Annotated in this window: 24 protein-coding genes; 6 read left to right on the forward strand and 18 right to left on the reverse strand. The window is 38.3% G+C overall.

The features are described from left to right. Window positions 1-3 precede the first annotated feature (3 nt). From dnaN to BLT94_RS19965, 5 genes are all read right to left on the reverse strand, one after another. Window positions 4-1125 (reverse strand): DNA polymerase III subunit beta, encoded by a 1122-nt coding sequence (dnaN, locus tag BLT94_RS19945; protein ID WP_092238099.1) that lies wholly within the window; start codon window positions 1123-1125, stop codon window positions 4-6. A gap of 569 nt (window positions 1126-1694) precedes the next feature. Next, window positions 1695-3752 (reverse strand): tetrathionate reductase family octaheme c-type cytochrome, encoded by a 2058-nt coding sequence (locus BLT94_RS19950; RefSeq protein ID WP_175530434.1) that lies wholly within the window; start codon window positions 3750-3752, stop codon window positions 1695-1697. Continuing rightward, a complete protein-coding gene (gene nrfD / locus BLT94_RS19955) occupies window positions 3749-4948 on the reverse strand; it encodes an NrfD/PsrC family molybdoenzyme membrane anchor subunit (RefSeq protein WP_092238101.1) in 1200 nt (399 codons plus the stop codon). Before nrfD ends, BLT94_RS19950 begins: the two co-directional genes overlap by 4 nt. Continuing rightward, complete coding sequence (gene hybA, locus BLT94_RS19960) at window positions 4923-5864, reverse strand: hydrogenase 2 operon protein HybA (protein ID WP_092238104.1); 942 nt, start codon at window positions 5862-5864, stop codon at window positions 4923-4925. Before hybA ends, nrfD begins: the two co-directional genes overlap by 26 nt. A 193-nt stretch (window positions 5865-6057) precedes the next feature. Then, entirely contained in the window at window positions 6058-6303 is a 246-nt protein-coding gene (locus BLT94_RS19965; protein ID WP_092238106.1) for a sulfurtransferase TusA family protein, read from the reverse strand. A 270-nt stretch (window positions 6304-6573) separates the two neighbouring features. Here BLT94_RS19965 and BLT94_RS19970 point away from each other — a divergent pair, with 270 nt between their 5' ends. Then, a complete protein-coding gene (locus tag BLT94_RS19970; protein WP_092238109.1) occupies window positions 6574-7971 on the forward strand; it encodes a sigma-54 interaction domain-containing protein in 1398 nt (465 codons plus the stop codon). 231 nt (window positions 7972-8202) lie between these two features. Here the strand turns inward: BLT94_RS19970 and BLT94_RS19975 are convergent, their stop codons facing one another. Then, window positions 8203-8736, reverse strand: a complete 534-nt coding sequence (locus BLT94_RS19975; RefSeq protein ID WP_092238110.1) for a hypothetical protein — start codon at window positions 8734-8736, stop codon at window positions 8203-8205. A gap of 5 nt (window positions 8737-8741) precedes the next feature. Then, entirely contained in the window at window positions 8742-9356 is a 615-nt protein-coding gene (gene rdgC / locus BLT94_RS19980) for a recombination-associated protein RdgC (RefSeq protein ID WP_014959711.1), read from the reverse strand. A gap of 400 nt (window positions 9357-9756) precedes the next feature. Here rdgC and panC point away from each other — a divergent pair, with 400 nt between their 5' ends. Beyond that, entirely contained in the window at window positions 9757-10608 is an 852-nt protein-coding gene (gene panC / locus BLT94_RS19985) for a pantoate--beta-alanine ligase (RefSeq protein WP_092238117.1), read from the forward strand. Here the strand turns inward: panC and BLT94_RS19990 are convergent. After that, window positions 10589-11395 carry a hypothetical protein gene (locus tag BLT94_RS19990; protein WP_245743197.1) on the reverse strand — a complete coding sequence of 269 codons (807 nt, stop codon included), beginning with the start codon at window positions 11393-11395 and terminating at the stop codon, window positions 10589-10591. The genes panC and BLT94_RS19990 overlap by 20 nt on opposite strands. A 79-nt stretch (window positions 11396-11474) precedes the next feature. Next, on the reverse strand, window positions 11475-11969 hold the full coding sequence (gene mobB / locus BLT94_RS19995) for a molybdopterin-guanine dinucleotide biosynthesis protein B (RefSeq protein WP_092238122.1): 495 nt from the start codon (window positions 11967-11969) through the stop codon (window positions 11475-11477). 221 nt (window positions 11970-12190) lie between these two features. Between mobB and BLT94_RS20000 the strand changes: the two genes are divergently transcribed. Beyond that, window positions 12191-13108, forward strand: a complete 918-nt coding sequence (locus BLT94_RS20000) for a helix-turn-helix transcriptional regulator (protein ID WP_092238125.1) — start codon at window positions 12191-12193, stop codon at window positions 13106-13108. Here BLT94_RS20000 and alr read toward each other — a convergent pair. The 3 genes from alr to BLT94_RS20015 are packed head-to-tail and all read right to left on the reverse strand — an operon-like array spanning window position 13078 to window position 17132. Next, window positions 13078-14286: an alanine racemase gene (gene alr, locus BLT94_RS20005; protein WP_092238128.1), complete on the reverse strand. Its 1209-nt coding sequence runs from the start codon at window positions 14284-14286 to the stop codon at window positions 13078-13080. The two genes, BLT94_RS20000 and alr, sit on opposite strands and share 31 nt — an antisense overlap. Window positions 14287-14316: 30 nt before the next feature. Next, window positions 14317-15021: an anaerobic ribonucleoside-triphosphate reductase activating protein gene (locus BLT94_RS20010; RefSeq protein ID WP_092238131.1), complete on the reverse strand. Its 705-nt coding sequence runs from the start codon at window positions 15019-15021 to the stop codon at window positions 14317-14319. A 20-nt stretch (window positions 15022-15041) separates the two neighbouring features. Further along, a complete protein-coding gene (locus BLT94_RS20015; RefSeq protein WP_092238134.1) occupies window positions 15042-17132 on the reverse strand; it encodes a ribonucleoside triphosphate reductase in 2091 nt (696 codons plus the stop codon). A 176-nt stretch (window positions 17133-17308) separates the two neighbouring features. Here BLT94_RS20015 and BLT94_RS20020 point away from each other — a divergent pair, with 176 nt between their 5' ends. Then, window positions 17309-17557 (forward strand): hypothetical protein, encoded by a 249-nt coding sequence (locus BLT94_RS20020; protein WP_014959703.1) that lies wholly within the window; start codon window positions 17309-17311, stop codon window positions 17555-17557. Here the strand turns inward: BLT94_RS20020 and BLT94_RS20025 are convergent. From BLT94_RS20025 to rsmA, 4 genes are all read right to left on the reverse strand, one after another. After that, the gene (locus BLT94_RS20025) at window positions 17554-18126 is read right to left on the reverse strand and encodes an NUDIX hydrolase (protein ID WP_092238174.1); all 573 of its coding nucleotides are present in this window, start codon (window positions 18124-18126) and stop codon (window positions 17554-17556) included. The two genes, BLT94_RS20020 and BLT94_RS20025, sit on opposite strands and share 4 nt — an antisense overlap. Window positions 18127-18386: 260 nt before the next feature. Next, window positions 18387-18902, reverse strand: coding sequence for a chemotaxis protein CheW (locus BLT94_RS20030; protein WP_014959701.1), 516 nt, complete (start codon window positions 18900-18902; stop codon window positions 18387-18389). A gap of 170 nt (window positions 18903-19072) precedes the next feature. After that, a complete protein-coding gene (locus tag BLT94_RS20035) occupies window positions 19073-19405 on the reverse strand; it encodes a hypothetical protein (RefSeq protein WP_014959700.1) in 333 nt (110 codons plus the stop codon). A gap of 13 nt (window positions 19406-19418) precedes the next feature. Beyond that, window positions 19419-20258 carry a 16S rRNA (adenine(1518)-N(6)/adenine(1519)-N(6))-dimethyltransferase RsmA gene (gene rsmA / locus BLT94_RS20040; RefSeq protein WP_092238140.1) on the reverse strand — a complete coding sequence of 280 codons (840 nt, stop codon included), beginning with the start codon at window positions 20256-20258 and terminating at the stop codon, window positions 19419-19421. A 507-nt stretch (window positions 20259-20765) separates the two neighbouring features. On the opposite strand from rsmA, the gene BLT94_RS20045 reads away from it, so the two are divergent. Then, window positions 20766-21128 carry a hypothetical protein gene (locus tag BLT94_RS20045; protein ID WP_092238143.1) on the forward strand — a complete coding sequence of 121 codons (363 nt, stop codon included), beginning with the start codon at window positions 20766-20768 and terminating at the stop codon, window positions 21126-21128. A gap of 16 nt (window positions 21129-21144) precedes the next feature. After that, entirely contained in the window at window positions 21145-24126 is a 2982-nt protein-coding gene (locus BLT94_RS20050; protein WP_092238146.1) for an insulinase family protein, read from the forward strand. Here the strand turns inward: BLT94_RS20050 and BLT94_RS20055 are convergent. After that, complete coding sequence (locus tag BLT94_RS20055) at window positions 24116-25006, reverse strand: Rossmann-like and DUF2520 domain-containing protein (RefSeq protein ID WP_092238149.1); 891 nt, start codon at window positions 25004-25006, stop codon at window positions 24116-24118. The two genes, BLT94_RS20050 and BLT94_RS20055, sit on opposite strands and share 11 nt — an antisense overlap. Continuing rightward, window positions 24993-25784, reverse strand: coding sequence for a 3-methyl-2-oxobutanoate hydroxymethyltransferase (gene panB / locus BLT94_RS20060; protein WP_014959695.1), 792 nt, complete (start codon window positions 25782-25784; stop codon window positions 24993-24995). Before panB ends, BLT94_RS20055 begins: the two co-directional genes overlap by 14 nt. Window positions 25785-26198: the final 414 nt, after the last annotated feature.

Here is a 26198-nt window from a genome sequence, read left to right on the forward strand (position 1 = left end):
TAGTTATGATATATGCATTGCCATTATTACACAAATAAGTTTATCATCATCAATACTTTTGATTATACAGGGGCTTTTATTGTCCTTAATATTTACAACAATAATACTGTCTTCAAAAATACTTAAAGCATCAATAAAATATTTCGGATTAAACGCACTTTTAATCTCTTCATTGGAATATGAAACCATCATTCTTTCTTTTGATTCACCTATTTCAGGATTGGTGATAGTAACGACCAGTTCATTATTTTTAAAATTTAAGATCACACTTTTATAATCATCAGATGTTAAAATAGAAACCCGCTTCATAAGTGTTGAAAACATTCTTCTGTCCATTTCAATGGGAGTCATGTCTTCATAATTTAGAACCGGTTTATACTCGGGAAACTCTCCTTCAAGAAGTTTAATCATTATGGATTCATTTTTATTTTGAAAAATAAAATAATTATCTTTAATTCCCACCTTTATGTCATCTTTACCGGTATCTATAAATTTATTTAACTCTGACAAGCCTTTTTTAGGAACAATAACACTTTCGTCCGGCAGATGGAGATTTCCTTTAAAAGTTGTATCACAGCAATGAAGTCGTTTTGAATCCGTTGATACAATTCTTAATTTTTCGTCACTATCTGTGGATATTTTTTCAATCAGTGATCCCATAACATAAATTCGTTTTTCATCACCTGAATAATTCACAATACCTGATACATCAACCATTTTTTTTAAATTTTTAGAATCTATTTCAATAAATTCTATATTTTCTATAACCGGGGTTTCAGGAAAATTTTTATAATCTGAAGATACAATATGATAAATACTGTCTCCTTCTCCAATCTCAACCCACCTGTTTTCAATTTCATTCACAAAAATTTTATTTTCAGGATATTCTTTGATGATTTCAAAAAACTTTTTTGAGTTAATTGATAAAATACCCTCTTTTTCAACTTCAGCCTTATAAGTTCCAAGAAAAACTGTTTCCAAATCATTGGCTGTTATAGTTATCCCGGATTCCATTGCTTTTATAAGAATATCAGATGTTATGGTTAAATTGGTCTTTCTTCCTGTTAATCCTTGAATTTTTGAAAGAACATCCACAATTTCTTTTTTATCAAACGAAAATTTCATTTAAGATCCTTCTCTTAAAATAGTACATCCCTCAATATCTATATCAAATTATTGGAATTATCAATTGTTAATTTTGAATCTCTTGCTTTCAAAATTAACAGCCTGCTGGATATTAACGACAGCAGACATTGTAATTTCCGGTGACCGCAATTTGCTTATTAAATTATTTTAAATTATAATAATTTAAATAAAGGGTGTTCAAATGTTTAAAACTGTTTAACACTTTGAACTTATAATCTTTTTTAAAACCAAGTTGTTTAAAATCAAGTTTAATTTTTTATTAGAATTGACGATTTTTAGATGTTAATTTTAATATGTTCAAAACTTGCGGTTTTTAAACATATTTATTTGAATAAGCATATTTAGACGTTAACATACTGTAATTATTAATTATTCAAATTAAATAAGTCCTTTTATTCAAACATTTTAAAATAGAGTGTTGATAACTTTAATACGATTTTTGTAGAGAGGGGTTCTGCATGATATTCTATTTGGATATTATTGAATCCTGGGTACTTACTTTTTGTTGTGGGCAAACCAAGGTGAAAGACCAGGTCTGCCCGTGTCAGTTATTTATGTTGTTTGTATCCCATGGGCAGTTTTTTGAATCGACCGCCGTAAATAATTGGGTCTCCTTTATAACCAAGGGCTTTAAAATCTATATAATCTGTTTTTTCAATCAAATGCCCGACATCTCTTCCTTTGGATTTCATATATGAAAAATCCGTTCCCTTATGGGCAATTTGTTTGAAATCAACTTTGCGATTGTCCTGATGGCATCGGTTGCAGGTTTGTTCGCCTTTAAGGCTTTCATGACATTGAACACAGGACAATGCCATGTTTGCAGGCATCACCTCGTGTTCCAGACGCCAGTACATCCAGGTTTCTTTCCATTTGTATGATCCACTGTATTCAAGCCCTACTGCATTCATGCCATCTTGAAAAGATTTTTCCCAATCAAGATTTTTCCAATAGGCAGTTGTGTCATCCTTGTTGCGTGGAAAAAGATGGGGGATAATGATATGATCATGGTCTGCATCAACCGGCTGAATTCCCTTCATAATCTTGAATGGAGTGATTTTTGAATTTGGATCATTAATGGAGCCGACAGGTTCTGTTAAATTAATAACATCAGCATTGATATCAACTTTGTCTCCCATTAACACGCGATTCATATATCCCGAGTCCCATGCATAATCAGGTACGGCTGACTCTTCCCATTTAAATTCACCTTTTTTCCAGTTATAATCAGGCTTTCCATATTTGTCCTTTTGTGGTTTTCGTTTTTTATCCCCTGCCTTTGACCAGTCCCACCACGTCTTGGTGGGTTTGCATTTTGCAAAAACCGGTGAATGGCATACATTGCAATCAAGGGTTTTTGAATGGTTGTTTAAATGGTGATCCAAAAGACCGCCGCTGTAATGGGGAGATCCTGAATGACATTGCTCGCAGGATACTTTTCCTTCGGCAACAGGAACAGAAGAGCTTCTGCCTGCAATTTTATGATTCCGGGTTTTATGACATTGGGTACAGGAAAAATCATATCCACCCATGTGGACATCACAGCTTCGACTTGGTTCCAGAAGTTGCCTTGACATATCCGCATGCTTAATGGCATCCCCTCCGCCACCGTTAAAATGACATGAACCGCAGCTTGCCCGGCTGCTATGACCTACATTTTCAGCTACAAAATTCAAATCAACATCTTTTGTCGGCATGCCTGCTCCGGGCGGGTCTTTTTTATATTTGCCCGTTGTATCGTGGCATATCAAACAATCTAACTTGGTTTTATCAGTAAAATCAAAAGAATCATCTTTCCATCCATATCCTACATGACAACTTGTGCAACGAGCCTCGTTGCTGATGGGACTGATTCAGTAATTGTTCAGGGCTGTTGAGCCCTTTCCATGCATGATATCCTTTCGATGACCCGTTGTATATGGAGACGGGCCTTTCCACAGCCAGTGGGCCGTGGTCAGCATATCTTCAGCCTGAGTGTCATGGCATCTCAAACATTCTGCTGTCACCTGGAAGGGATCTGCATTCTTTGGCAGTTTCACCAGTTCCTTGTGATCCGGCACATTCTGCAGATGGCACCCTTTGCAATCCACAGGGCCTTTGGCTTCTGTCTTATGACATTCCATGCACTGCTGATGGTAAGCCGCCTTAAGGCCTATACGCTCAGGATGATCCGAATTAAAAGAGTCCTGATGACAGGCTGAACACCTTGTTGTTTCCAGGGCTGTTTCATCTTTGGGCCTGTAATGATGGCATTTGCTGCAGTCTTTGGTAAGGGCGGCATGCCTTTTATGGGCAAATCTGACAGGCTCGTAATGATTTTCTTTTTTTTTTATGATGGGACTGTCCAATAAAAAATATACATCTGTAACATCTTTTAATGAAATTCCCGCATCCATCAAACGAATTTTACGAACAATCTGATGGTCATCCTTGTACTCTTTGATAAACGGGACAACCTCTTTTGCTTTTTCTTTTGCTTTTTCCTGATCCGGAGCTGTCCAGGTCTTTGCCTCACACAATTGCGCTGTTAAAATCACAAGACCTGTCAAAAATAAAAAACCTTTCAAAATAACAGAAACAGTCGTGAAAATATTTTTTCTTATCATGGGGATACCTCCCTGGATTCTTGTAAAACCGGCAAATAGGTCACAACAATTCTATAAACAAACATCAAAGTTGCGATAAGACCCAGGGTGACAAATATTTCTCCGGGTGCCGGAAAATAGACATTTTCGCTCAATGGCGGTTTGTATCCTACGATGAACACATTTATCCTGTTCAGTACTACGCCGCCCACAATCAAGGATGCGGCTGTAAAAATTCCTGTTTTTGAATTTCTAATCTTTGTAAAAAGCAGCATTATCCACGGCACTATTACTCCAAAAAGCATCTCCACAACAAATGAATTGGTTTGATATGTTCCGTCTAAAAGATAAATCCAGGTTCCCCTGACTGCCAGGTCTCCGAGTTTGAGAAACATATAGATGCCCAAAAGAACAATGGTAATACGGGTTAAAGGAGACAATATATTCATCTCTGAATCCAGCTTAAAAGAAGCGGTTGCAATGGTTGTTTCAAATACGACCATTGGGTAGCCCACAGCAAATGCTGATGTTAAAAACAACAGCGGTAAAATCGGCGTATACCATAACGGGTGAAGCTTGGTCGGTGCAACCAGCATCAGTGAACCTAAACTTGACTGATGCATGCAGGACAACACAACGCCTAAAATTATAAAGATCCACATGATTTTATCCAAAATTGCATCCCCGATGGTGAGTATCCAGTCTGTCAGGCCATTGAATGCGGACAATAAACCCGGAAGATTTACCTTGCCTTTGAATTGTTCTGCAATGATTGGAAAAAATTCAATATACAAAACATTCAGATAAACCATTACACACATGGCTACTTCAAACAGAACTGAATTTGTGTTCCAGTTGAAAATGGGTTTCCAGATGGCCCATGAACGGCCGATATCAACCAGCAGTCCCAGGACAACAAAGGTGTACCCCAGAGCGGCTGTTAACAATGCGGGACGGGTAATGGGTTCATAATAATGTTTTCCCAGAATATGAGCAAGGGCAGCAGTTGTAAATCCGCCTGCAGCAAGGGCGACTCCCGTTGCAACATCAACCCCCACCCATAGCCCCCAGGGTCTTGCATTACTCAGGTTGGTTACATAGCCTATGCCGCCGGTAAATCTGGCAATAACAGCAATTGCGCCCGCTGCCATGAAAACCAGCAGCACAAGAACACCCGGAGTTAAAATTTTTTTATTTAAAGGACTTGCTTTCATCATGCCCCTCCTTGACTTTATTTTGCGATTTTCCCTGGGTATTGTTTGATTTGTACATGATGGCACCCAGAATGCCAAAAAGTGCCAGAGGCGACCATAAAAAACTGAACAATGAATGCTGTATTGTCTCAGAAAGCTTGGGGGACGGAGTGTCCGGCAATACCGGCAGGTTTACCAGCTCAAATGGGACAGAAGAGATATATAGCCATGATGTTCCACCGATCTCTTTTTCCCCATACACATGATTGATATATTTGCCGGGATTCTCTTTCAGCCTTTTTTTGGCAAGTGTTAAAAGCGTTTCTCTTTTTCCAAATGTCAGGGCTTCTGTTGGACAAATGGTTGCACATCCAGGCAGGCCGTCTTTTTTAGAAATCTTATCATAGCAAAATGTGCATTTCATAACTTTGGGTGTTATTGGGTCATGGTATTCATAAGCGGGAATTTCAAAGGGACACGCCACCATGCAGTACCGGCAGCCAATACATTTTGCTGCATCATACCTGACAGCACCTGTCTCATCTTTGGATAGGGCACCAACAATACAGGCTGACACACATGCCGGGTCCTGACAATGCATGCACTGAACCTTGGCATAGGTTGGAAGCGGCTTGTCAAAAGGGTCCAGTTTTCCTGTAAAATAGCGGTTTACAACTGTATATGCTTGTTCATCAGGCCGTCTTGCCATATCAAAAACAGTGCATTGACAATTGGGTCTTTCCGGGGCAGGCAAATTGTTCACCTTACTACAGGCCTCTTCACATTTGCGACAGCCAACGCACCTGGTAAGATCCACCAGACATCCATAGGGATCAGGGGGCGCCTTGGACTTCCATGCGCCTGCAGATGAAGGCATCGCAGTAACAGAAGCACCGGCTGCTCCTATAAATTTAAAAAAATTGCGTCTACTGAATTGCATTTATCCTCCTTTATAAATAATTGTTTCACACACAAAATTTTCTAACCTGCTGAAATCAATTCTCTTTTATTTTTTGTTGTGGCATAGTGATCTGCCATTGCCGTTTATATGAAAGCCTTTAAAACTCCAAACAGCGACTTTCAATTTTTGTTGTGGGCAAACCAAGGTGAAAGACCAAGTCTGCCCGTGGCAATTATTTTGTATAAGTTCTCGAGCCTTTTTTAATTCCAAGGCAGATACAATCCATACTCTTTTTTTTGTAGAGTATTTCATCACCGGAGCGTTTAATAATCACTATCAAATCCTTTACTACTTCTAAATCCGCCAGCATAACCTCTATAAGATCTCCTTGTTCCATGGATTTGAGACGACTTTTGCATTTAAGCAGATCAATAGGAGAAATTACCCCCCTGAGATCCAAAATTGTTTTTGATGACATAGAAACTCCAATCATTAATATATAAAATGATAAAATATTATAGCTGCAACAGGTATGCCGAAAGTGGTAATAGGGGCGTTTAAAATCATAACCATTTGTTTTTATATGATCATATTTGACATCTGGGTTGACTGCCTGCCTATTAAATAGTATTTTAACAACTGTTTAAATATTAATAATATTTTAACATGTGTTTAAACACTTAAACACATGTTAAAGAGAGTCATCAAACAGTCACAAAATAAATATTAGGACTAAAGGAGATGGTCAATGGATGAACATGAAATGAACACCTTCTGGAAAAAAATTGTTAACACAATAAATGACGGGCTTATGTTTATCGGCCCTGAAGGGTCTATTTTGATGGTCAACAAAGCTTTTGAAACCCTTACCGGGTACACTTCAAAAGAGGCTATCGGCATGTCCTGCAGTATGTTGGGCTGTGATGCCTGTGAGCAGACCCTGCAAACAAGTAAGCAATCTGTATGGTGCAAATTATTTGAAGAAGATCAACAGGATATGAAAAAATGCCGATGTCTTATCAAATGCAAAGACGGAAGTTTTTTGCCGGTTTTAAAAAACGCCTCCGTACTTTGGGATGAAAACCGTTTGGTGATGGGTGTTGTGGAAACACTAACAGACATATCCGAACTGACAAAACTGGATGAAAAAATCCATATCTTTTCCAGGCAATATGACAGTGAAAGCGATTTTTTAGGGCTTGTGGGCAAATCGCCTCAAATGCAGTTCATATTTGACATGATTAGAAAAACTGCCGAAAGCACCGCACCCGTAATTATTCTGGGTGAGAGCGGAACCGGAAAAGAACTGGTGGCAAATGCCATTCATTTGTCCGGCACAAGAAAAAGTGGACCTTTTATTCAACTCAATTGTGCAGCATTAAATGAAGCCGTTCTTGAAAGCGAGTTGTTCGGTCATGCCAAAGGTTCGTTCACAGGTGCTTATAATAACCGAATCGGCCGATTTGAAGCTGCCAACCATGGCGATTTTTTCTTGGATGAAATAGGTGATATTCCCCTGCCCATACAGACCAAATTATTAAGGGTTCTTGAGTCAGGCAAGTTTGAAAGAGTAGGAGACATTTTACCCATTAAGGCTGATGTGCGAATTATTACTGCTACAAACAAAAATCTTGAAGAATTGATCGAACAAAAGAAATTCAGACAAGATTTGTTTTTCAGAATAAATGTGATTCCGATACATCTGCCGCCTTTAAGAGAACGAAAAGAAGACATTCCTGTCCTGCTCAATTGCTTTATTCGCAATTTAAACATAAAAACCGGAAAAACAATTCACGGCTTGAGCCATGAAGCCATGGAAAATATTATGGATTACCACTGGCCGGGTAATATCAGAGAACTTAAAAATTTAATGGAGTATGCGTTTGTTATCACGGAAGGGTCCAGTATCCAATTAGAGCATTTGCCTAAAAAAATCAGTGCATCACAAAACACACCTTCCTCTCCGGTTAAGGAATTGATAAAAAATCAGGCCCTGCCCAATGAAAAAAAACAATTAATCGAAGCACTCAAACAGACAAAAGGGAATCAGACAAAAGCGGCAAAACTTCTTAAGATCAACAGGGTAACGGTCTGGAATCGCATGAGAAAATATGGACTTGATCTTAAAAAAGTTTTGTCAGTATAAATATTTTTATCAGAAGTTATTTAATCCGTGTTCTTTATTATATATTCTTTTAATAAAGATTAATAATACTAATAAAGAGTGTTTAAATGTTTAAAACTGTTTAAATATTTAAATTTATTAATAATTTTAGTTATTATCTAAATATTATTGTTTTGATTTGTTTTGATAAAACAATTCGATTTTATCATCTTTTTTAAAGGTGTCCAAAACTTGCAAGTTTTAAACATTTTATTAAAATGAATCAATCCAGGCTTTAATATCTTGTAATCCTTTATTATTCCAGTCATCTGATGCTCTTTGCTCAATATATTTTAAAAACAGAGTGTCAATAATTTCAAAAATTTTAAAACAAAAAGATGCTTTTTCCAGCACCAGCCCTTCTATTTCATCTTCATTACCGGACAGATCTGTTTTGGGGGTCTTCAGACCTGTAATATTAAAGCTGTCTCCCTTGATGGTAAATTTATATTCATCTTCATTTATTTTACAGATCAGGTTTATCTGGGTAACAAAAGCACCTTTTTTTAAGGCCGTGGTCCCTTCTTCAAGACCGGCCTGATCTCCTTTTATGGTAATTTTTTCCTTTGATTTATCCCCTAATTTATTTTCAAGGACAATGGAATTGCCCACTTTAAGGGTTACAGCATCTTTTGAATCTAAAATAGATGATATATTGTGATCATTTTCAATTAAAAACCAGGTCCAGGTTAAAAAGTCATTTCCAAGAAATTCATATTTATTATAAGCGGTTGCAATATCAAGCATAAAAATCACCTCGAATATGTTACGGGAACAAGTGAAAGTACCCTGTCTTTTTGCGGGTCTGAAAAATTTGATTTTGTTTCAACAATTGTATATGGAAACAGACGAATGGGTTTTAAATTAAAGGATTTTAAAAACAGGGTTTCAAAAAATTCATTGGCGGCTTTCTGTGTGGTATACAAATAAAGGTTATTTTCTTCATAATTCCAGAGTACATCATACACATTGGGAATGGACGGTATCTTATGCATTAAAATATCTGTGACCATCTCCTTTATTTCTGATTTTTCATTTTTAGAAATAAAATCTCTTCCTGATTCTTCCTTTTTTTTTTCAATTTCAATGGCCATATGTTTTTGGATCACTTTGGCTGGAATTGATTTTTTATCAATTCTCAAAGAAAAAAGAAAATAGGTTCCAAACTGAAAAGAAAATTTTTCAAAATCAGGATTATACGGGCTTTCAACCGGTGTCCATCCGGCTGAAATTTCATCATACTCACTTTCTATTTTTGGAATTGAATATTTTATCAAGTTATTTCGCACTTCTTCTGTTATTGAACCCTCAATTTTTCCGTCAATATGATACCGGCTGACAGAGTGTGTTGAAGAAATTAATCCCATGCATTCATCCTTGTTAAAAGTGTTTATAAATATCTATTATTATTAATAAATAATATGTCATTTTGTCGAATCTTTTTATCATAGTTTAATAAAAATGAACAGAACTCTTCTGTTGTCTATGAGTTGTATGAATATTTCTAATTTTTGATTATCCATTTTTTAGCACATGGCTTTTAAACATACCCAAATCACGAGTATATTTGCAGGTTTCATGATTCAATGGATCAAGTTTTGCAAATGCCAAAAATATTTATAAAAGATAAAAAACAATCATTGCCAGTGGATTTTCCGAATCAGAAGATGTATGAATTATCAATGATTCAGGTCCCGGATATTTTACAAAGAAACCTTGTATTATATTGAAAATTGAAATTGACGTTATAGAGGAGTTGAAAAAATAGTGGATATTTTAAAAACAAAATCTGAAATGCAGGAATGGTCAAAAAACAAAAAAAAAGAATCAAAAACCATATGCTTTGTCCCTACCATGGGATATTTGCACCAGGGACACATCTCCCTGATGGAAAAAGGTGCTCCATTGTGTGATGAGCTGGTACTCAGCATCTTTGTAAATCCGACTCAATTCGGACCCAATGAAGACTTGGATTCTTATCCTTCCAATATTGAAAATGATTTGTCACTTGCAAAAAAAGCGGGTGCAACAGCGGTTTTTCTGCCCAACAAAGAAAATATCTATCCTGAAAATTATCAGACTGAAATACGGCTCAAATATCTTCCCGATCATTTATGCGGAAAATTCAGGCCGGTCCATTTTGCAGGAGTTGCAACCGTGGTCACTAAATTGTTTAACATTGTTATGCCGGATATGGCTGTATTCGGACAAAAAGATTATCAGCAGCTTCAGATTATTCGACAATTAACGCTTGATCTGGATTTTGACATCAAGATCATAGCAGGCGATATCATACGTGAAAAAGATGGTCTTGCAATGAGTTCGCGCAATGCATATCTTTCCAAATCTCAAAGGGCATCAGCCTTAAGCCTCTGGCAATCATTGAACCTGGCAAAAGAATTGATTGCCAAGGGAGAAAAAGATTCCGGGAAAATCAAACATAAGATGGAAACTTTTTTTAAAACATTTTCACAAACAACTCCGGAGTATATCTGCTTTTGTGATCCCCAAACCCTTGATCATGTTGACAGTATTGAAAATCAGATTTTATTGGCGTTGGCCGTGAAAATCGGAAAAACAAGGTTAATTGATAATGCACTTATTGATCCTTCACGATAATAACCCGGCATTCTTTTAAAAAGGTATGACGTTCTGTTGCTTTTTCCAACAGGCGATAATCTGACATGCTGATAACAATGGTGGCATTGGGTTTTTCTTGTTTGCGAAGTCCGGTCAAAACCAGGGGGTGCAGGCCGGTTCTTTTGTCCTTTAATGCCTGGTCCATACTGCAAAGATACTTGCACACCCCGTTTTGAACGGCAAATTCCCTGCTGATAAAAACAAAAGAATATATTTCATGGCCCTGTTCACTGACAACCACAGGATTAAGAACCGGCTCAACCCCCAACCCTCTTGCATCAATGATCAGACCCGTATAAAAATTATACCCTCTTACTTTAATGTTTTCCTGTTGTATTATAGGATTAATTATAGGTATCTGTAAAATATCTTCCGGCAATACCAATTGTAAAAAACCCCCAAACATAGAAGTTTCAATCATTATTTCCACGGCAAGGGCAGAAGTATAATACTGATTCATAATAATGGCATCCCTTGCTGTTTTTTCCATACCCGCTAAAATAAAATCATTTTTAGAGGCATACTCGCCCACAGTCAATGCAGCATTAATTTTTATTTGTTTTAAAATCTCTATGATCTGCCTGTTTGCATCAGCCCTTGCCGATCCAGGCACTGATTTATGCGAGCCTTTTCTATTATCTTCAGGTGACGCCTTGCCAATGGCTGTTATTTTTCCGGTACTCCAATTGATGGCCCCGTTCTCAAATCGGGTAACACAATTATAAATTCCGGATTGATCCTGATCTGCCATACACGAGGCAGCCATAAAAAAAACAAACCAGACAACAGCCCAGGCAGATGACGGGTATTTTTTGTTTTGTCTAATAATTTTGTTTTGCACTTGGTTAATTTTTTAGAAAATTTGATTCAATAAAATCGGCTATCTTCGTTATATCTTCCAGTCCGAATATAGGCACATCCGGCTTGTGGTCCGAATCCGTAACAAAGGCGATCATATTTTTATCATTCATACACAATGGTTTTTTATGTACACTTTGTGTCCTGAAAATTTCTATTTTAGGAAGTGTTTGCTTTTTGAAGCCTTCGGCCAGAATTATGTCCATATCAGAAAGATAATATTTCATCTTTTCAATATAACTTGTCGTGTCATCTTTAATTATGGCAGCTTTATTGTGAGTAATCACAAGGGTCGATTTGGCACCTGCTTTTCTGTGACGCCAGCTGTCTTTGCCTTCTTTGTCCATCTCAAATCCATCATGAGCATGTTTTACAGATCCTATTTTATACCCTCGTTGTGTAAGGCAGGCGATCAGTTTTTCAAGAAGAGTGGTTTTGCCGGAGTTTGATTTTCCTACAATGGTAATTATTTTTGGTTTCATAGACTTTATCTTTGCTGCTGTTGATTAAATTTTTTATAAAAATAGTGTTCAAAACAAGGAAAGTCAAGCAGGATAACAGACCATTGAAGATCTTTACAAAAAAAGAACTCACTTGTATGATAAATTTTATGGTATAAAAACTGATTGTGCTTTAATGAAAGCATAACGAGTCACTGAAAAAATGATAATGGTTTTATATTAAAATAAAATGGAGATCGGCTATGGGTGAACTTTTTTCAACAAAAGAAATTGCAAAATTTTTAAATGTAAATGAGAAAATGGTATATTCCCTCATTGCGGAAAAAGGCCTGCCTGCTTCTAAAGTAACTGGAAAATGGATTTTTCCTATAAACCTTGTTCGTCAATGGGTGGAACTGGGAACGGAAAATTACCCGCAACTTGCCAAACTTCCCCCTTATCACGGGCTTGTTCTTATTGCCGGCAGCAATGACTTATTGCTGGACAAGATTATTTCAACTTTTAATATAAAGCACGAAGACCATATGGCCATGTTCGGCATTGCAGGCTCAATGGGAGGGTTAAAAGCCTTAAAGCAGAATCTTTGCCATATTGCCTCAAGCCATCTTGTCGCAGACAATGAAGATTATAATTTTCCATTTTTAAAAGATGAAATGGATCAGATGCCGGCTGTTGTAAATTTTTGTTTAAGAGAGCAGGGTATTATTGTCCAAAAATCAAATCCCAAAAATATCCGGTCTGCAAAAGACCTTTGCAACAAAGATATCAAAATCATCAATCGTCAGTTGGGGACTGGAACCCGGCAGCTTTTTGACAGGGAACTGAAAAAATCAGGGATAAACATTGAATCCATAAACGGGTATGATAACACCGTGGCAAGGCACATGGATGTAGGTTTGGAAATTCTCATGAACAAAGCAGATGCAGGTCCGGGCATCAGACCGGTTGCCAGTATTCTGGGGCTTGATTTCATTCCTGTCTGCAAGGAACGATTTGATTTGCTAATCACCAAGGAACGGTTCTTTGACAAAGGAGTTCAACTTTTTTTATCTCTTTTAAAAGGAAAGGTGATTCAGAGTACTGCCAAACAATACGGTGGATATGATTTGTCAATGACCGGTAAAATGATCTATCCTGAGACAGACCCTGAATCTGAATAAATCCTTTCTACTCTGGATGTTAAAGCAGACACAATTTCATAATTGATTGTATTTATCTTTTTTGCCAACTCATCCGCACTAATGGTTTTATTGCCCTGTGATCCTATCAATACAACTTCATCGCCTGTTTTTACATCAGGTATGTCTCCCACATCAATCATGGTCTGATCCATGCAGACCCTTCCTACAATTGGTGCCTTGTATCCTTTCACAAGCATGGTGCCATTGGATGAAAACAGTCTTGAAAAACCGTCTGCATAGCCTACAGGTATTGATGCAAGGCGTGTAGGCTTTTGGGTTTTATGGGTTCTTCCGTAACTGACATAAAAGCCTTTGGGAACATTTCTGACCGCCGTCACAATGGAGGTTAATGACATGGCAGGTACAAGTGCCACCTTTGATTGGTCAACCTCAAAAGACGGATAGAGTCCGTAAAGAGAAATTCCAGCTCTCACCATATCAAAATGAGACCGGGCAAATCTAATAATACCGGCACTGTTGGCCGCATGGCACACTTCAAGATCCACTGCCTCTTTTCTTAAATCCTCCAGTAAAGATGTAAACAGATCTATCTGCATTTGTGTATAAGTTTTATCCTTGCTGTCGGCAGCGGCAAAATGAGTATAAATCCCGTTGAGATCAATACCCGGCAATCTTAAAATTTTTTTAATTTCTTTTACCGCTTTTTTTCTTGCAGATTGCTTTATTTCTCTTTGCTTTTCTGCTGTTTGACACGAAGGATTCTTATCCGGTTTATCAATAATCATGCCGACCCGACCCATACCGGTATCCACTTTCAAATGGGCTTTAACATATTTGTTTGACCGCCTGGCCTCCCTGGACAACTGTTGGGCCATCTCAAATTCATAAACCGTTATCACCAGATCAAGGTCGACAGCCACTCTAACCTGTGACGGATGGATATATCCGAACATCAGTATGGGGGCCTGGATACCGGCCTTTCTTAGTTCAACAGCCTCATTGAGCCTGGCAATACCCAGCCAGTCGGCACCACTTTTCAAGGCTTTTTGTGCAACCCTTATTGCGCCGTGTCCATAAGCATTAGCTTTGACAACTGCCATGAATTTAGACTGCCCGGGTATCATCTGTTTTAGATGTTGAACATTGTGTTGAATTGCATCAAGGTCAATACAGGCTTTTACAAGAGGATATTCCATGGCTGCTTCCTTTTTAAAAAATTTTCATTTTTAACGCACCACGGATGTTGTAACATATTTATCGATTATTGCTTTGAGTTCAAGCATCTGTTTGTCGGAAAAAAAATTATGATCGGCTTTTAAAAATTTGGGGTCCAGTACGGTTACATTCCTGGAACATTTCTGAAGATTATATGTTGAGGCACCCGTTATCATTTTACCGATATCGGTCATGATTTTTTTGTTGATAAAGGGTCTGACGCAAGTAGTTCTGAACTCATAGGCGGGCGCTTTGTCCATCAAAAGGCAGATACTTTCATAAATTTTTTTTGCATCAAATTTTCCCGGCACCACAAGATGATATTTTTCAAGACAGGTTTTGATGTCCATTGAGACAAAATCAACCAGTTCTTGTTCAAAAAGCTTTGCCAGTATTTCAGGACGGGTTCCGTTCGTGTCCAGCTTCAACCGGTATCCCATATCCTTGATGATCCTGCTGAATGCAATCAGATCTTCTTGCAGCGTGGGCTCTCCGCCTGAAATAACAACCCCTTCCAACAATCCTTTCCTTTTTTCAAGAAAGTTAAAAATCTTGTTTTCATCAAACAGATCTGTGGCCACCTTTTTTGGGGTGGCCACAAGATCAGGGTTATGGCAATACGGGCAGATAAAATTACAACCTTTTGTAAAAACAATGCATGCAATGGTTCCAGGAAAATCAATCAGGGTGTTTTTTTGAAATCCGCCAATCTTCATATTTTATTCAGACCTTTCTGTCAGGACACCTTAAATGTTTTGCGCATGGCAAATTCCGTTTGTTTTCCGTTATTCCATTGTCCAACCGGCCTTAAGTATCCAACAACCCTTGAGTACACCTCTGTTTTTGCACCACAGGTGTCACAGGTTTCATGCTTGCCTGAAAGGTATCCATGGGAAGGACAGACGCTGAATGTCGGAGTCAATGTAAAATATGGAAGTCTAAATGCACCGGAAACCTTTTTTACCAAATTTTTCACCACCTCAATATCCTCAACTTCTTCACCCAGGAAAAGGTGTTGAACCGTTCCACCGGTATATTTGGTCTGGAGCTGATCCTGAAGTTCCAGAGCTTCAAAAATATCATCAGTATAGTTTACAGGCAGGTGAGTGGAATTGGTATAAAACGGATCTTTACCCTGGGTATATTCTTCTTCATTGGCACAGATGATATTGTCAAATCTGGCCTTGTCCATACTGGCAAACCGATAGGTCGTACCTTCGGCGGGCGTTGCTTCAAGATTGAAAATTTCACCTGTTGTTTCCTGCAATTGTTCCAACCTGCGTCTGATATGATCCATGACACTTACGGCAAACTCATGGCCTTTTTGTGTGGCAATAGCTTCACCCAGAAAATTGATACAGGCTTCATTCATACCCAGGATGCCGATGGTTGAAAAATGGTTTCGCCAGTAGACACCGGTGTTTTCTTTGATTTTTCGCAAATAAAATTTTGAATAGGGATAAAGATCACCCCCTGTAAATTTTTCAAGTATCTTTCGTTTGATGCTCAATGAGTCTGCCGAACAATCAACAAGAGCATCCAGCCGTTCAAAAAAATCATTTCTATCTTTTGCCAGATAACCGACTCTCGGCAGATTCAAAGTGACAACACCAATGGAACCGGTCAATGGATTGGCACCGAACAGGCCGCCCCCTCTTTTTTTCAGTACCCGGTTGTCCAGCCTCAAGCGGCAGCACATGGAACGGGCGTCTTCCGGGTCCATATCGGAATTTACAAAATTTGAAAAATAGGGAATCCCGTATTTTCCGGTCATCTTCCAGATATTTTCAAGGTTTGGATTACTCCAGTCAAAATCCTCGGTAATATTATAAGTCGGGATCGGGAACGTAAACACCCTGCCTTTTGCATCCCCTTCCATCATGACTTCTGCAAATGCAGAATTCAGCATATCCATTTCTTCCTGATACCAGGCATAGGTTTGCTCGCCATATTCTCCACCAAGGATAACAGGTGAATCCTTTAAAGTGGACGGCACAATCAAATCCATGGTGATGTTTGTAAAAGGAGTCTGAAAACCGACTCTTGTAGGAATATTGATGTTAAATATGAATTCTTGAAGAGCCTGTTTCACCTCTTTGTATGACAAGCCGTCTTTTCTGATAAAAGGCGCCAGGAGGGTGTCAAAATTTGACATGGCCTGGGCACCGGCTGCTTCGCCCTGAAGAGTATAGAAAAAATTGACGATTTGGCCCAGCGCACTTCTGAAATGCTTGGGCGGAGAAGATTCAACTTTTCCGGCAACCCCTTTAAACCCTTCAAGCAGTAAATCCTGCAAATCCCAACCCACGCAATAGACAGACAAAAGGCTTAAGTCATGGATATGGAGGTCTCCTCTGTAGTGTGCATCCCGGACTTGCGGCGGATAAATTTTATTGAGCCAGTATTCTGCTGTAATGTCGGAAGATATGTAATTGTTCAATCCCTGCAGGGAATAACTCATATTACTGTTTTCTTTGACTTTCCAGTCCATTCTTCGAATATAGGACTCCATGAGCCCCACATTCTCTTTAATGGCAATTTTTCTGATCTGGTTGTGCTGCTCCCGGTAAATAATGTATGCCTTGGCTGTTTTATAAAACGGGGAATCCAGGAGAACTCTTTCAACAATGTCCTGAATTTCTTCCACTTCCGGAACAGGCCCGAGACGCAGATCTCTGATGAGGGTGACAACTTTCATTGTCATCTTTCTAGCTTCTCTTTCATTGAATTCACCGGTTGCCTCACCTGCTTTGCGAAGGGCATAGGTGATTTTTGATGAATCAAAATCAGCTATTCTTCCATCCCGTTTTTTAATTTGGTCAAACATGTATCCACCTCTTGAAATCTGATTGAAATTAACATATCTTTTATAAATCTTTTTAACAGCTCTAAAATGATTTGTTTGGAAAGTTGAGTAACCTACTCAATATATTGTGGTTTATCAATAACAGCTAATCTATATATTGTGGTTTTAGCACAACCTTAACAGGAATGCAAATACTAATGCAACTAGATCAAAATCCTTTTTTCAGAAAACCCATAACGCCCTGGCATGATTCAAATTTTGCCTGCAAGGCACTTATCACTGTTATGATTTTTGTCTTTGCTTTTGCTGTTACAGGTGTTTTTGTCGCTTTAGGCAACCCTGATTTTCAGGAACATATATGGTTCCCCGGTGTCCTGACATTTTTAAGCTTATTTCTGGTGGTTAAAATATTTTCAAGACTTAAAAACCGGTCTAAAAACAATTAACGGTTCTTTAACAAAATTTCTATAAGATGATATACAATTTTGGCAGTCACACCCCAGATCAGGACATCTTCATAGGGGTAGGTAAGAAGCATGACATTGGGTGAGTGCAGATGAAATTGTTTTTCTTTGTGCAGATCAATCAAATACTTTAACGGAATCTGAAACACCCGGGATATTTCAGAGGCATCATGCCGGATGCGGTCTTTATGATTCCATATACCGGTCCATGCTTCAATATCCTTGCTGTTTATAGTTTGAAAATGCCCAAGAGAACCGATAACGTCTACATTCTCCCGGCTGATCCCCATTTCTTCGGTCAGTTCCCTTAATGCCGTATCCTTTGTTGAAAGATCATTCTTGTCTTTATGACCGCCTGGAAACGCCATCTGGTTACGCCAGGGATATCCTTTTATATCTGCTTTCTGAATAAACAGCAGTTCAATTTCTTTATTAAAAACAAACAGCGCAATCACACTGGTTGGCTGAAACAGGTCAGCCTCCGGAGGCCCGGGATGGGAACCGTTTTGAACCGCTGATCGAATAATATCAATACACTCGTTTTTATTCATAAAAACCTTTATATATAATATATTGAATCCAACTTCCAAAAAAATACAATGAAAGATTGCCATTGTCAAATCGGGAAAAGCTCATATGAAAATTTAAAGTACAGTTATCAGAATTAATTTTGCACAAGTACTGTCAAAAAGGAAACAAGATTGAATCTAAAGTTTTTCATGGCTTGATCACTACATCTGCAGCCTGGACAGTTGGAGACGTAGTGATCAAGGCTGTATCAATTTCTATTATTTTAAATTTTATTGTTGAATTAGTCCGCTGTTTTCTCAAGTGCAGAGATTTCATCTGCGTTAAGAACTTTGTCAATATCAAGAAGAATCTTTACACCACCTTCCATTTTTGCCATGCCTAGAATATATTCCGTGTTCAGGCTGGTTCCAAACGCCGGAGTTTCTTCAATGTCGCTTTCCTTAATATTTAGCACTTCAGACACTGCATCAACCACAATACCGATCAGTATGGTTTCAGAATTTGTCTCAATCTCCACAACAATGACGCAGGTTCGTTCTGAATAGGAAATTGATTCCATTTCAAATTTTAGTCTGAGGTCAATAACCGGAATGACCTTGCCTCGTAAATTAATAACTCCTTTTACAAACGCCGGTGTTCTGGGAACGGAAGTGATTGGCATCATGCCGATAATTTCTTTGACTTTCAGGATGCCAATACCATATTCTTCCTTATTAAGGAAAAATGTCAGGTATTTGCCTGTTTTAACCGTTATAGCCTTAAGCGCCTGGTCCATAGTTTCTGTCATCTTCGCCATGTTGTTTTCCTTTTTTTAAAATCAGTTATTATTAATTGATTTTTTACATAAAAGAACTCCTAACCTTTTGGAATCAGAACTCTTTCACCTTTTTGTGTGGTAATCTTATCTGTCATGACCGTTCTTTAGTGTTTCCGTATTCAATTTCAATTCAGTTGTTTCTTTAATTTTCAAAAGCTGCATCTCGATTTCATTGGTAGTAATCTCCGGACAGACGGCAGGATTTTTTGAGTATCAGGATCTTTACTATCAGTTAATCTGTATGCAGTTAAATTAATCTGATTGCCGTTAATATCCCAAAGGCCTTCATCAAATTTCGTATTGACCGGAACCAAATTAATACTGTTATCTTTTACGATTTCTATGACCTTTACTCTTTCTAAAAGGACACTCTTATCAAGAAGTAAAACACCCTTTGAGTTATAAACATCGACACCTTTTTTTATTTTTCCACCGGCCTTGACGATTTCAATCAAATTATTAATGGAAATTTTTGTAGTCATCTTGTTTTGTCCCTCATCTTTTTTTCCATACCGCCAGGGCAAGCGCTTTAAATTCATCAACTGTAAGCGTTTCCGCCCTTCTTTGAGAATCTATGCCGGCCGATTCCAATACCTGAAGAATAAAAGCTTTTTCAAATTTAAATTCGCCGCCTGTCATTGAATTCTTTAAAGATTTTCTTCGTTTTGAAAAAGCAGCCTTGATTACATTAAATAATGTTTTTTCCTGTTCCAGATTAAATTCTTTGGTTTCAAAAAAATTGAATCTTAAAATAGTTGAATCAACTTCAGGTTTTGGGAAAAAAGACGACGGGCCAATTTTCGCGACACGACTTACTTGTGCAGCATATTGAACAACTGCTGACAGCCTTGAATAATCTCTTCCGCCAGGTGGTGCAATAATCCTGTTTGCCAGTTCTTTTTGAAACATTAAAAAAGCCTTTTCAATACAGGTTCTTTTTTCAATCAGTCGAAATAAAATTTGTGACGAAATATTATAGGGAAGATTTCCTATGACCACAAGCTTATTGTCTTTGGCAATCTCAGCTATATCGAGTTTTAAGACATCTTTATTGATAATTTCTACATTTTTAAAACCTTCCGTATCCAGTTCCTGTTGCAGAAGAGGGATCAGGCGGGAATCTTTTTCAACAGCTGTCACATGGTATGCAATCCGTGCAATGGGAATTGTGAGCGCTCCTAAACCGGAACCGATTTCTATAACCCGGGTTTCTTTTGATATGCCTGTTTTTTCAACAATTATTCTTGCCGTGTCTGGATTTGAAAGAAAATTTTGTCCCAGTTCTTTTCCTGCATACAATTTTCTTTGTTTTAACAATTGCCCGGGATGTGTCATGCCATAACCTTTTATTTGTACTTTTATTTTTTCTGCATATTCTTATCAGAAGTATTCTAATATTAGTTTAGATCAATTCAATATCATTTTAAAGAGGATCTATCAACTTATCAATGGATTCTAAATATAAAATCAATACCTGAAAGTTGTTTAAAAAAATAACCGGCTAAAAATAAAAATGAGATAATGTGCATAAAAAATTAAGAACTCATTATTAAAGAATTACTTGTCAGAATTTCAGGGAAACCTTCTGTTTTGCTTGCTTTCAGTAATATTGCCAACAGGCTGATAAAATTGTACGAAAAATTACTACTTGACTTTCTTATCGCATGCAAGTACTTATTATATATACTATTAATAATTAAAAGACAGGGTACATAACCAAGAAAAGCTGATTTCAGTTTTTAGATAGTTATTTTTTCTTGATTCTAATATCCTGAGTATTGGGTTAATATTTTTTAACCTGCTATTATTTAAGAATAAATATTTTATTTTGGGAGGTGTATTATGATAGAAAAACAAGATCAAGAAACTAATTGGGAAAATTTTGTAAAATTATTATTAAGCAGACTTGATATCCCAACAAAACAAGACATTAACTTTTTACATGTCCGGCTTGACAAACTCGAGCAATTACTTTATCAGAAACAACCGGTGGCTAAAAGGGAAAAAACACAACCAACGATCAGGCGGAAAAGTGCTTCTTCCATTGTTTTGGACGTGATTGCCAATCACCCGGAAGGTACGGATTTTAAGACCATTAAAGCAGCCACTGGATTTGATGATAAAAAATTGAGAAATATTATATTCAGACTGGACAAGATAGAGAGAATTAAACGGGTAACGCGAGGTATCTACAAAAAAGTTTGAGAGGAAAAGCAAACACATGGAAAGCATTGCATTTAAAAAGGGGCAGAATTTGTGCGGATATACCATCACACAGGTCACACCTCTTGAAACTATTGATTCCCTTATGGTTCAACTTGAACATATCAAAACAAAAGCCAGGCATATCCATATTTTAAATAAGGATAAGGAAAACACCTTTGGTGTGTTTTTTAGAACAGTTCCACAGGATTCCTCTGGTGTGGCACATATCCTTGAGCATACGGTATTATGCGGTTCAAAAGAATTTAATGTCCGTGATCCTTTTTTTTCCATGATCAAAAGAAGCCTGTCCACATTTATGAATGCATTTACCGCATCGGACTGGACCATGTATCCGTTCTCCACCCAGAATCCCAAAGATTATTATAATCTGATGAATGTTTACCTTGATGCCGCCTTTTTCCCACGGATTGATGAATTGAGCTTTAAACAGGAAGGTCATCGCCTGGAGACTATTGAAACCGAGGATAAGGATATTGAGCTTGAATACAAAGGCGTTGTCTATAATGAGATGAAAGGTGCCATGTCCTCGCCTGCCCAGGTTTTGGGCAGATCTTTGCTTGCATCTCTTTACCCGGATACGACCTATCGATATAATTCAGGCGGCGAACCATCTGAAATCCCGACCCTTACCTGGGAAAACCTTAAGGATTTCCATGCCGAGTATTATCATCCTTCCAATTCCTATTTTTATACCTATGGCAATTTACCATTGGAAGAAACTCTTCTCTTTATCGGTAAAAAAGTACTTGATAAATTTGAACGGCTTGACATTGATTCAAAAGTCCCGTCCCAACCCAGGTGGGATACTCCCAGAAAAGCAACACAAGCCTATGCTTACTCAGACCCGGAAGACCTGTCAAAGAAATACCAGGCGTGTGTAGCCTGGCTGACCTGTGATATCAAAGACTCTTTTGAAATTCTTGTCCTCACTGTTCTGGAACAGATTCTTCTGGGCAATTCTGCCTCTCCACTTAGAAAAGCCCTGATCGATTCCAATCTGGGAACTGCCTTGTCAGATTCAACCGGTTTTGACTCGGACAATCGGGACACCCTGTTCACATGCGGCCTGAAGGATATTACCAAGGATTCTGTTAAACAAGTGGAAGATATTATTTTTTCAACCATTGAGAAGCTGGCAGACAAGGGCATTGATCAGAATCTGATTGATTCGGCTATTCACCAGATAGAATTTCACAGAAAAGAAATTACCAATACACCTTACCCCTTTGGTATAAAATTACTGCTCTCCTTTGCAGGTACGCTTATCCATGATGGAGATCCTGTCTCTTGTGTTAATATTGATGACGATCTGGATAAACTGAAAAAACAGATAAAAAAAGGTTTGTTTCTTGAAAAAAAGTTAAGACAATATTTTCTTGAAAATTCTCACAGAGTCCTTTTCACACTTGAACCGGATACAACTCTTGAACAAAAAAATATCCAAGAAACTAAAAAAGAGCTTAAAGCTCTTTTAAAACAAATGACCCAAAAAGATCTTGAACAGATCAAAAAAGATGCCAAAATCCTTGAAGAGCTCCAGGAAAAAGAGGAAGATGTTTCTGTACTGCCCACCCTTGATCTTGTTGATGTACCGCCTGAAATAGAGATTATCAAGCCTGACACAGTCAAAAATGTTACTTTTTCCACCTGCTATGATAAGGCCACGTCTGGTATCTTGTATTTTACCTGCCCCATGGGTGCCGGCAATATTCCCACCGATCTTTTTGCCCTTGTTCCATTTTTTTGTCAATCTTTTATAAACAGCGGCACAAAGAAACATTCCTATGAAAAAATAGCAGAACTTATGGATATGTATACCGGGGGAATATCGGCAACTCCGTTTTCAGGATCTTATTTTTCAAAAGAGGCACAATCGCATTCATTTCTTGCTCTTCAGGGCAAGGTTCTGGACAGGAATGTTGAACGTCTGTTTGATCTGATAAAAGAGTTTGTTGAAGCCTATAGTTTCAAGGATTTTGACCGGCTGAAAAGTCTTTTGCTGCAATACCAGGCAGGTATGGAAGCCTCCATTGTGTCAAACGGTCACAGGTATGCCATCTCACTTGCCTCCAGGCATCTTTCACAAGCCTCGTATATTAATGAACTCTGGCACGGTATTGCTCAATATAAATTCATCAAAGGGATAACCGAGCAATTTAAAACAGATGACAAGAAAAATAAAATTCTTGAAACCCTGTCAAAAAATCTGGGGAAAATTGCCAAATCTGTTTTAACAAGGGGAAATATCAAGCCTGCCATAATTGGTGATAAATCTTCTATTACCGTTGCTGAAAAAAGGATTAAGGCCATTCATAAAAAGCTTTCCAATGATTCTGAATCCTCTTTTTTTACACCGGATATATCCTTTAAACAGGATTTGCCTTATGACGGCTGGTATACAAACACTTCCGTCTCTTTTGTGGGGCAGTCATTTAAAACCGTTCGAATGACCCATGAGGACTCACCCGGACTTGCAGTGATCAGCAAGATACTCAGGTCATTGTATCTTCATCGTGAAATCAGGGAAAAAGGCGGTGCATACGGAGGTTTTGCCATATATAACCCTGAAGAGGGATTGTTCTCATTCGGGTCCTACCGTGATCCCCATATTAAAAGAACTTTGGATGTTTATAAAAAAGCTTGCGATTTTATTTCCAATGGCGACTATTCTCAAACCGATATCAAAGAGGCTATTTTACAGGTCTGTTCGGAAATTGACAAGCCTGAGACCCCGGGGCCTGCAGCCATGAAAGCATTTTACAGGGATATCACAAAACTGGATGACGATATTCGCCGGCAATTCAAGGATTCTTTGTTGAAACTGGACAAAAAAAGAATCCAAGATATTGCCGAATCGTATTTTACCATTAATGAAACTTTGAAAGGGACTGCCGTTATATCCAGCAAGGCAAGCCTTGAACAAGCCAACATTCAACTTTCCTTGGAAGAAAAACAGTTAAACTTGTTTAAAATTTAAACAGGTCTGTAAGTTTTTGCCGGGCATCATCACTGATCTCGCCTTTGCCGGCTGCAATATCAAGGGTATGTTTTCCCAGCAGCCGGTAGAGATCTGAAAATTGCGGCAGTTTTTTATCAATGTCTGAAAGATGCCTGGAAACAATCACATCATCTCCCCTGGCAACAGGGCCTGTAAGGGCGTTAATACTGCCCCTTGCCTTGATATTGTTTAAAGTCCCCATGATCAGCGGCTCTAAAATTTCATAGGCATTGTCTTCTGACAAATCAGCTTGCTTGAGCAGCTCCAGGGCAAAATGCTCCAGGGTAACCAAATAGTTGGAGGCCACTACAGCAGATGCATGATACACGGTTTTAGCATGGGTCGGGATGGTAAAGGAGTTGGCCTTTAATGCATTAACAATTTCCTTTCCAAACTCAACCGCTTTATCATCTCCTTCGATGGACATGTTAATGCCCTTGAACGGTGATTTTTGACCATCTTCGTAGGGAGCAAAAGCCTGTAGCGGATGGATGGACCCAGTACTTGCACCTGCTTTTTTTGCCGACAAAAGTATGCTTGAACTTAAAGCCCCTGACAGGTGATAAACAACTGAATTGCTGTTAAACCCATCAGCCATTGCTATTTTTTCACATACCGGTTCAATAATAGTATCAGGAGTTGTTATAAAGACAAGATCACAGGCTTTTGCAGCTTCCACAGCCGTTTTAAACACTTGTCCGCTGCCTGCAAATTCCATGGCTTTTTGAGCTGACTTGTGACTTTTGCTTGAAAAAGCCTTTGGAATAAACCCCTGCTTTGAAAGAAATACAGCAAGGGATATTCCCAGTCTGCCACAACCGATAACACAGAATTCCAGGCTTTTTTTATTTGTATTCATATTCTTTTGAGGGAAATTCCCCGCCCTTTACTTCTTTGATATATTGTTCCAGGCCCTTTTTTGCCACGCCTGCAAGGTCAGCATATTTTTTGACAAATTTGGGCAAAAACCGGTTATTAATTCCCAGCATGTCATGAAGAACAAGGATCTGGCCGTCGCATTCAGCACCGGCACCAATACCGATGGTGGGGATTTGAAGCTCTTTTGTGATTTTTGCGGAAATAGGTGATGGAATGCCTTCGAGTACAACGGAAAAAGCACCTGCAGCCTGGACATCCCGGGCATCTTTTAAAAGTCTTTCCTCATCCCTTTGAACCTTGAACCCGCCCATTTGATGTACGGATTGGGGGGTCAGGCCAATATGGGCCTGTACCGGGATACCAGCCTTTGCCAAGGCACTTATGACAGGACAGACTGCTGCACCACCTTCAAGTTTGACGGCTGATGCACCCGCTTCTTTTAAGAATCTCCCTCCATTTTCAATGGCTGTGTCAAGGGAACCCTGGTAAGACATAAACGGCATATCACCAACAACCATTGAAAAGTCGCAGGCTCTGGAGACCATTGCGGTATGGTAAATCATCTCATCCATGGTAACCGGAAGTGTATTCTCCTTTCCCTGTACCACCATGCCAAGGGAATCACCCACCAGAATCATCTCGATTCCTGCCTGATCCAGCATACCTGCAAAGGGATAATCATACGCTGTCAAGGCTGTAATCTTTTGCCCTTCCTGTTTCATTTTAATCAGTGTTGATGTTGTTACCCTGGGTTGCATTTTTTTCTCCTCAAATTAATGATTAAAGTTCATCAAGCGAAAATTATGATACCATTTATTCATCAATATTAAAATAAAACCGGTCAAGTTACAATACCCTTCTAATTTGAGATGTGTAGCCTGAATTATTTGTATTGTCTATGATAGATTTCATGTGACCATGGAATTTTGAAGTTTTGCAATGACAGATCACTTGTTAAAAAAACTTGTTTTTATCCTGATACTCTGCTGGTTTGCAGTTTGTTTTGACATCAAGCAATTACAGACCCGGAAAGTCTGTAATGCCGGTCAGTTGAAAAAATAACGATTTACATATATTGCCACGTTGTGGTATTGTTTTGTTGAATTGATTATATTTTCAATAAATTGAAATCAATCGAAAGGGTTGTTATTTCAGGAATCTATCCCTATATG

The sequence above is a fragment of the Desulfobacula phenolica genome, from assembly GCF_900105645.1.
Lineage (GTDB): Bacteria > Desulfobacterota > Desulfobacteria > Desulfobacterales > Desulfobacteraceae > Desulfobacula > Desulfobacula toluolica.

Bases quoted from the DNA above. Each gene is read 5' to 3' on its own strand.
- dnaN (WP_092238099.1), bottom strand. From the start codon at position 1,125: ATGAAATTTTCGTTTGATAAAAAAGAAATTGTGGATGTTCTTTCAAAA.
- BLT94_RS20045 (WP_092238143.1), top strand. From the start codon at position 20,766: ATGATAGAAAAACAAGATCAAGAAACTAATTGGGAAAATTTTGTAAAA.
- BLT94_RS20020 (WP_014959703.1), top strand. From the start codon at position 17,309: ATGCAACTAGATCAAAATCCTTTTTTCAGAAAACCCATAACGCCCTGG.
- BLT94_RS20035 (WP_014959700.1), bottom strand. From the start codon at position 19,405: ATGACTACAAAAATTTCCATTAATAATTTGATTGAAATCGTCAAGGCC.
- BLT94_RS19965 (WP_092238106.1), bottom strand. From the start codon at position 6,303: ATGTCATCAAAAACAATTTTGGATCTCAGGGGGGTAATTTCTCCTATT.
- BLT94_RS20000 (WP_092238125.1), top strand. From the start codon at position 12,191: ATGGGTGAACTTTTTTCAACAAAAGAAATTGCAAAATTTTTAAATGTA.
- alr (WP_092238128.1), bottom strand. From the start codon at position 14,286: ATGGAATATCCTCTTGTAAAAGCCTGTATTGACCTTGATGCAATTCAA.
- BLT94_RS20055 (WP_092238149.1), bottom strand. From the start codon at position 25,006: ATGAATACAAATAAAAAAAGCCTGGAATTCTGTGTTATCGGTTGTGGC.
- rdgC (WP_014959711.1), bottom strand. From the start codon at position 9,356: ATGGGATTAATTTCTTCAACACACTCTGTCAGCCGGTATCATATTGAC.
- BLT94_RS20010 (WP_092238131.1), bottom strand. From the start codon at position 15,021: ATGAAGATTGGCGGATTTCAAAAAAACACCCTGATTGATTTTCCTGGA.
- BLT94_RS20030 (WP_014959701.1), bottom strand. From the start codon at position 18,902: ATGGCGAAGATGACAGAAACTATGGACCAGGCGCTTAAGGCTATAACG.
- BLT94_RS20015 (WP_092238134.1), bottom strand. From the start codon at position 17,132: ATGTTTGACCAAATTAAAAAACGGGATGGAAGAATAGCTGATTTTGAT.
- rsmA (WP_092238140.1), bottom strand. From the start codon at position 20,258: ATGACACATCCCGGGCAATTGTTAAAACAAAGAAAATTGTATGCAGGA.
- BLT94_RS20050 (WP_092238146.1), top strand. From the start codon at position 21,145: ATGGAAAGCATTGCATTTAAAAAGGGGCAGAATTTGTGCGGATATACC.
- BLT94_RS19990 (WP_245743197.1), bottom strand. From the start codon at position 11,395: ATGGCTGCCTCGTGTATGGCAGATCAGGATCAATCCGGAATTTATAAT.
- hybA (WP_092238104.1), bottom strand. From the start codon at position 5,864: ATGCAATTCAGTAGACGCAATTTTTTTAAATTTATAGGAGCAGCCGGT.
- panB (WP_014959695.1), bottom strand. From the start codon at position 25,784: ATGCAACCCAGGGTAACAACATCAACACTGATTAAAATGAAACAGGAA.
- nrfD (WP_092238101.1), bottom strand. From the start codon at position 4,948: ATGATGAAAGCAAGTCCTTTAAATAAAAAAATTTTAACTCCGGGTGTT.
- mobB (WP_092238122.1), bottom strand. From the start codon at position 11,969: ATGAAACCAAAAATAATTACCATTGTAGGAAAATCAAACTCCGGCAAA.
- BLT94_RS19970 (WP_092238109.1), top strand. From the start codon at position 6,574: ATGGATGAACATGAAATGAACACCTTCTGGAAAAAAATTGTTAACACA.
- BLT94_RS19975 (WP_092238110.1), bottom strand. From the start codon at position 8,736: ATGCTTGATATTGCAACCGCTTATAATAAATATGAATTTCTTGGAAAT.
- BLT94_RS20025 (WP_092238174.1), bottom strand. From the start codon at position 18,126: ATGAATAAAAACGAGTGTATTGATATTATTCGATCAGCGGTTCAAAAC.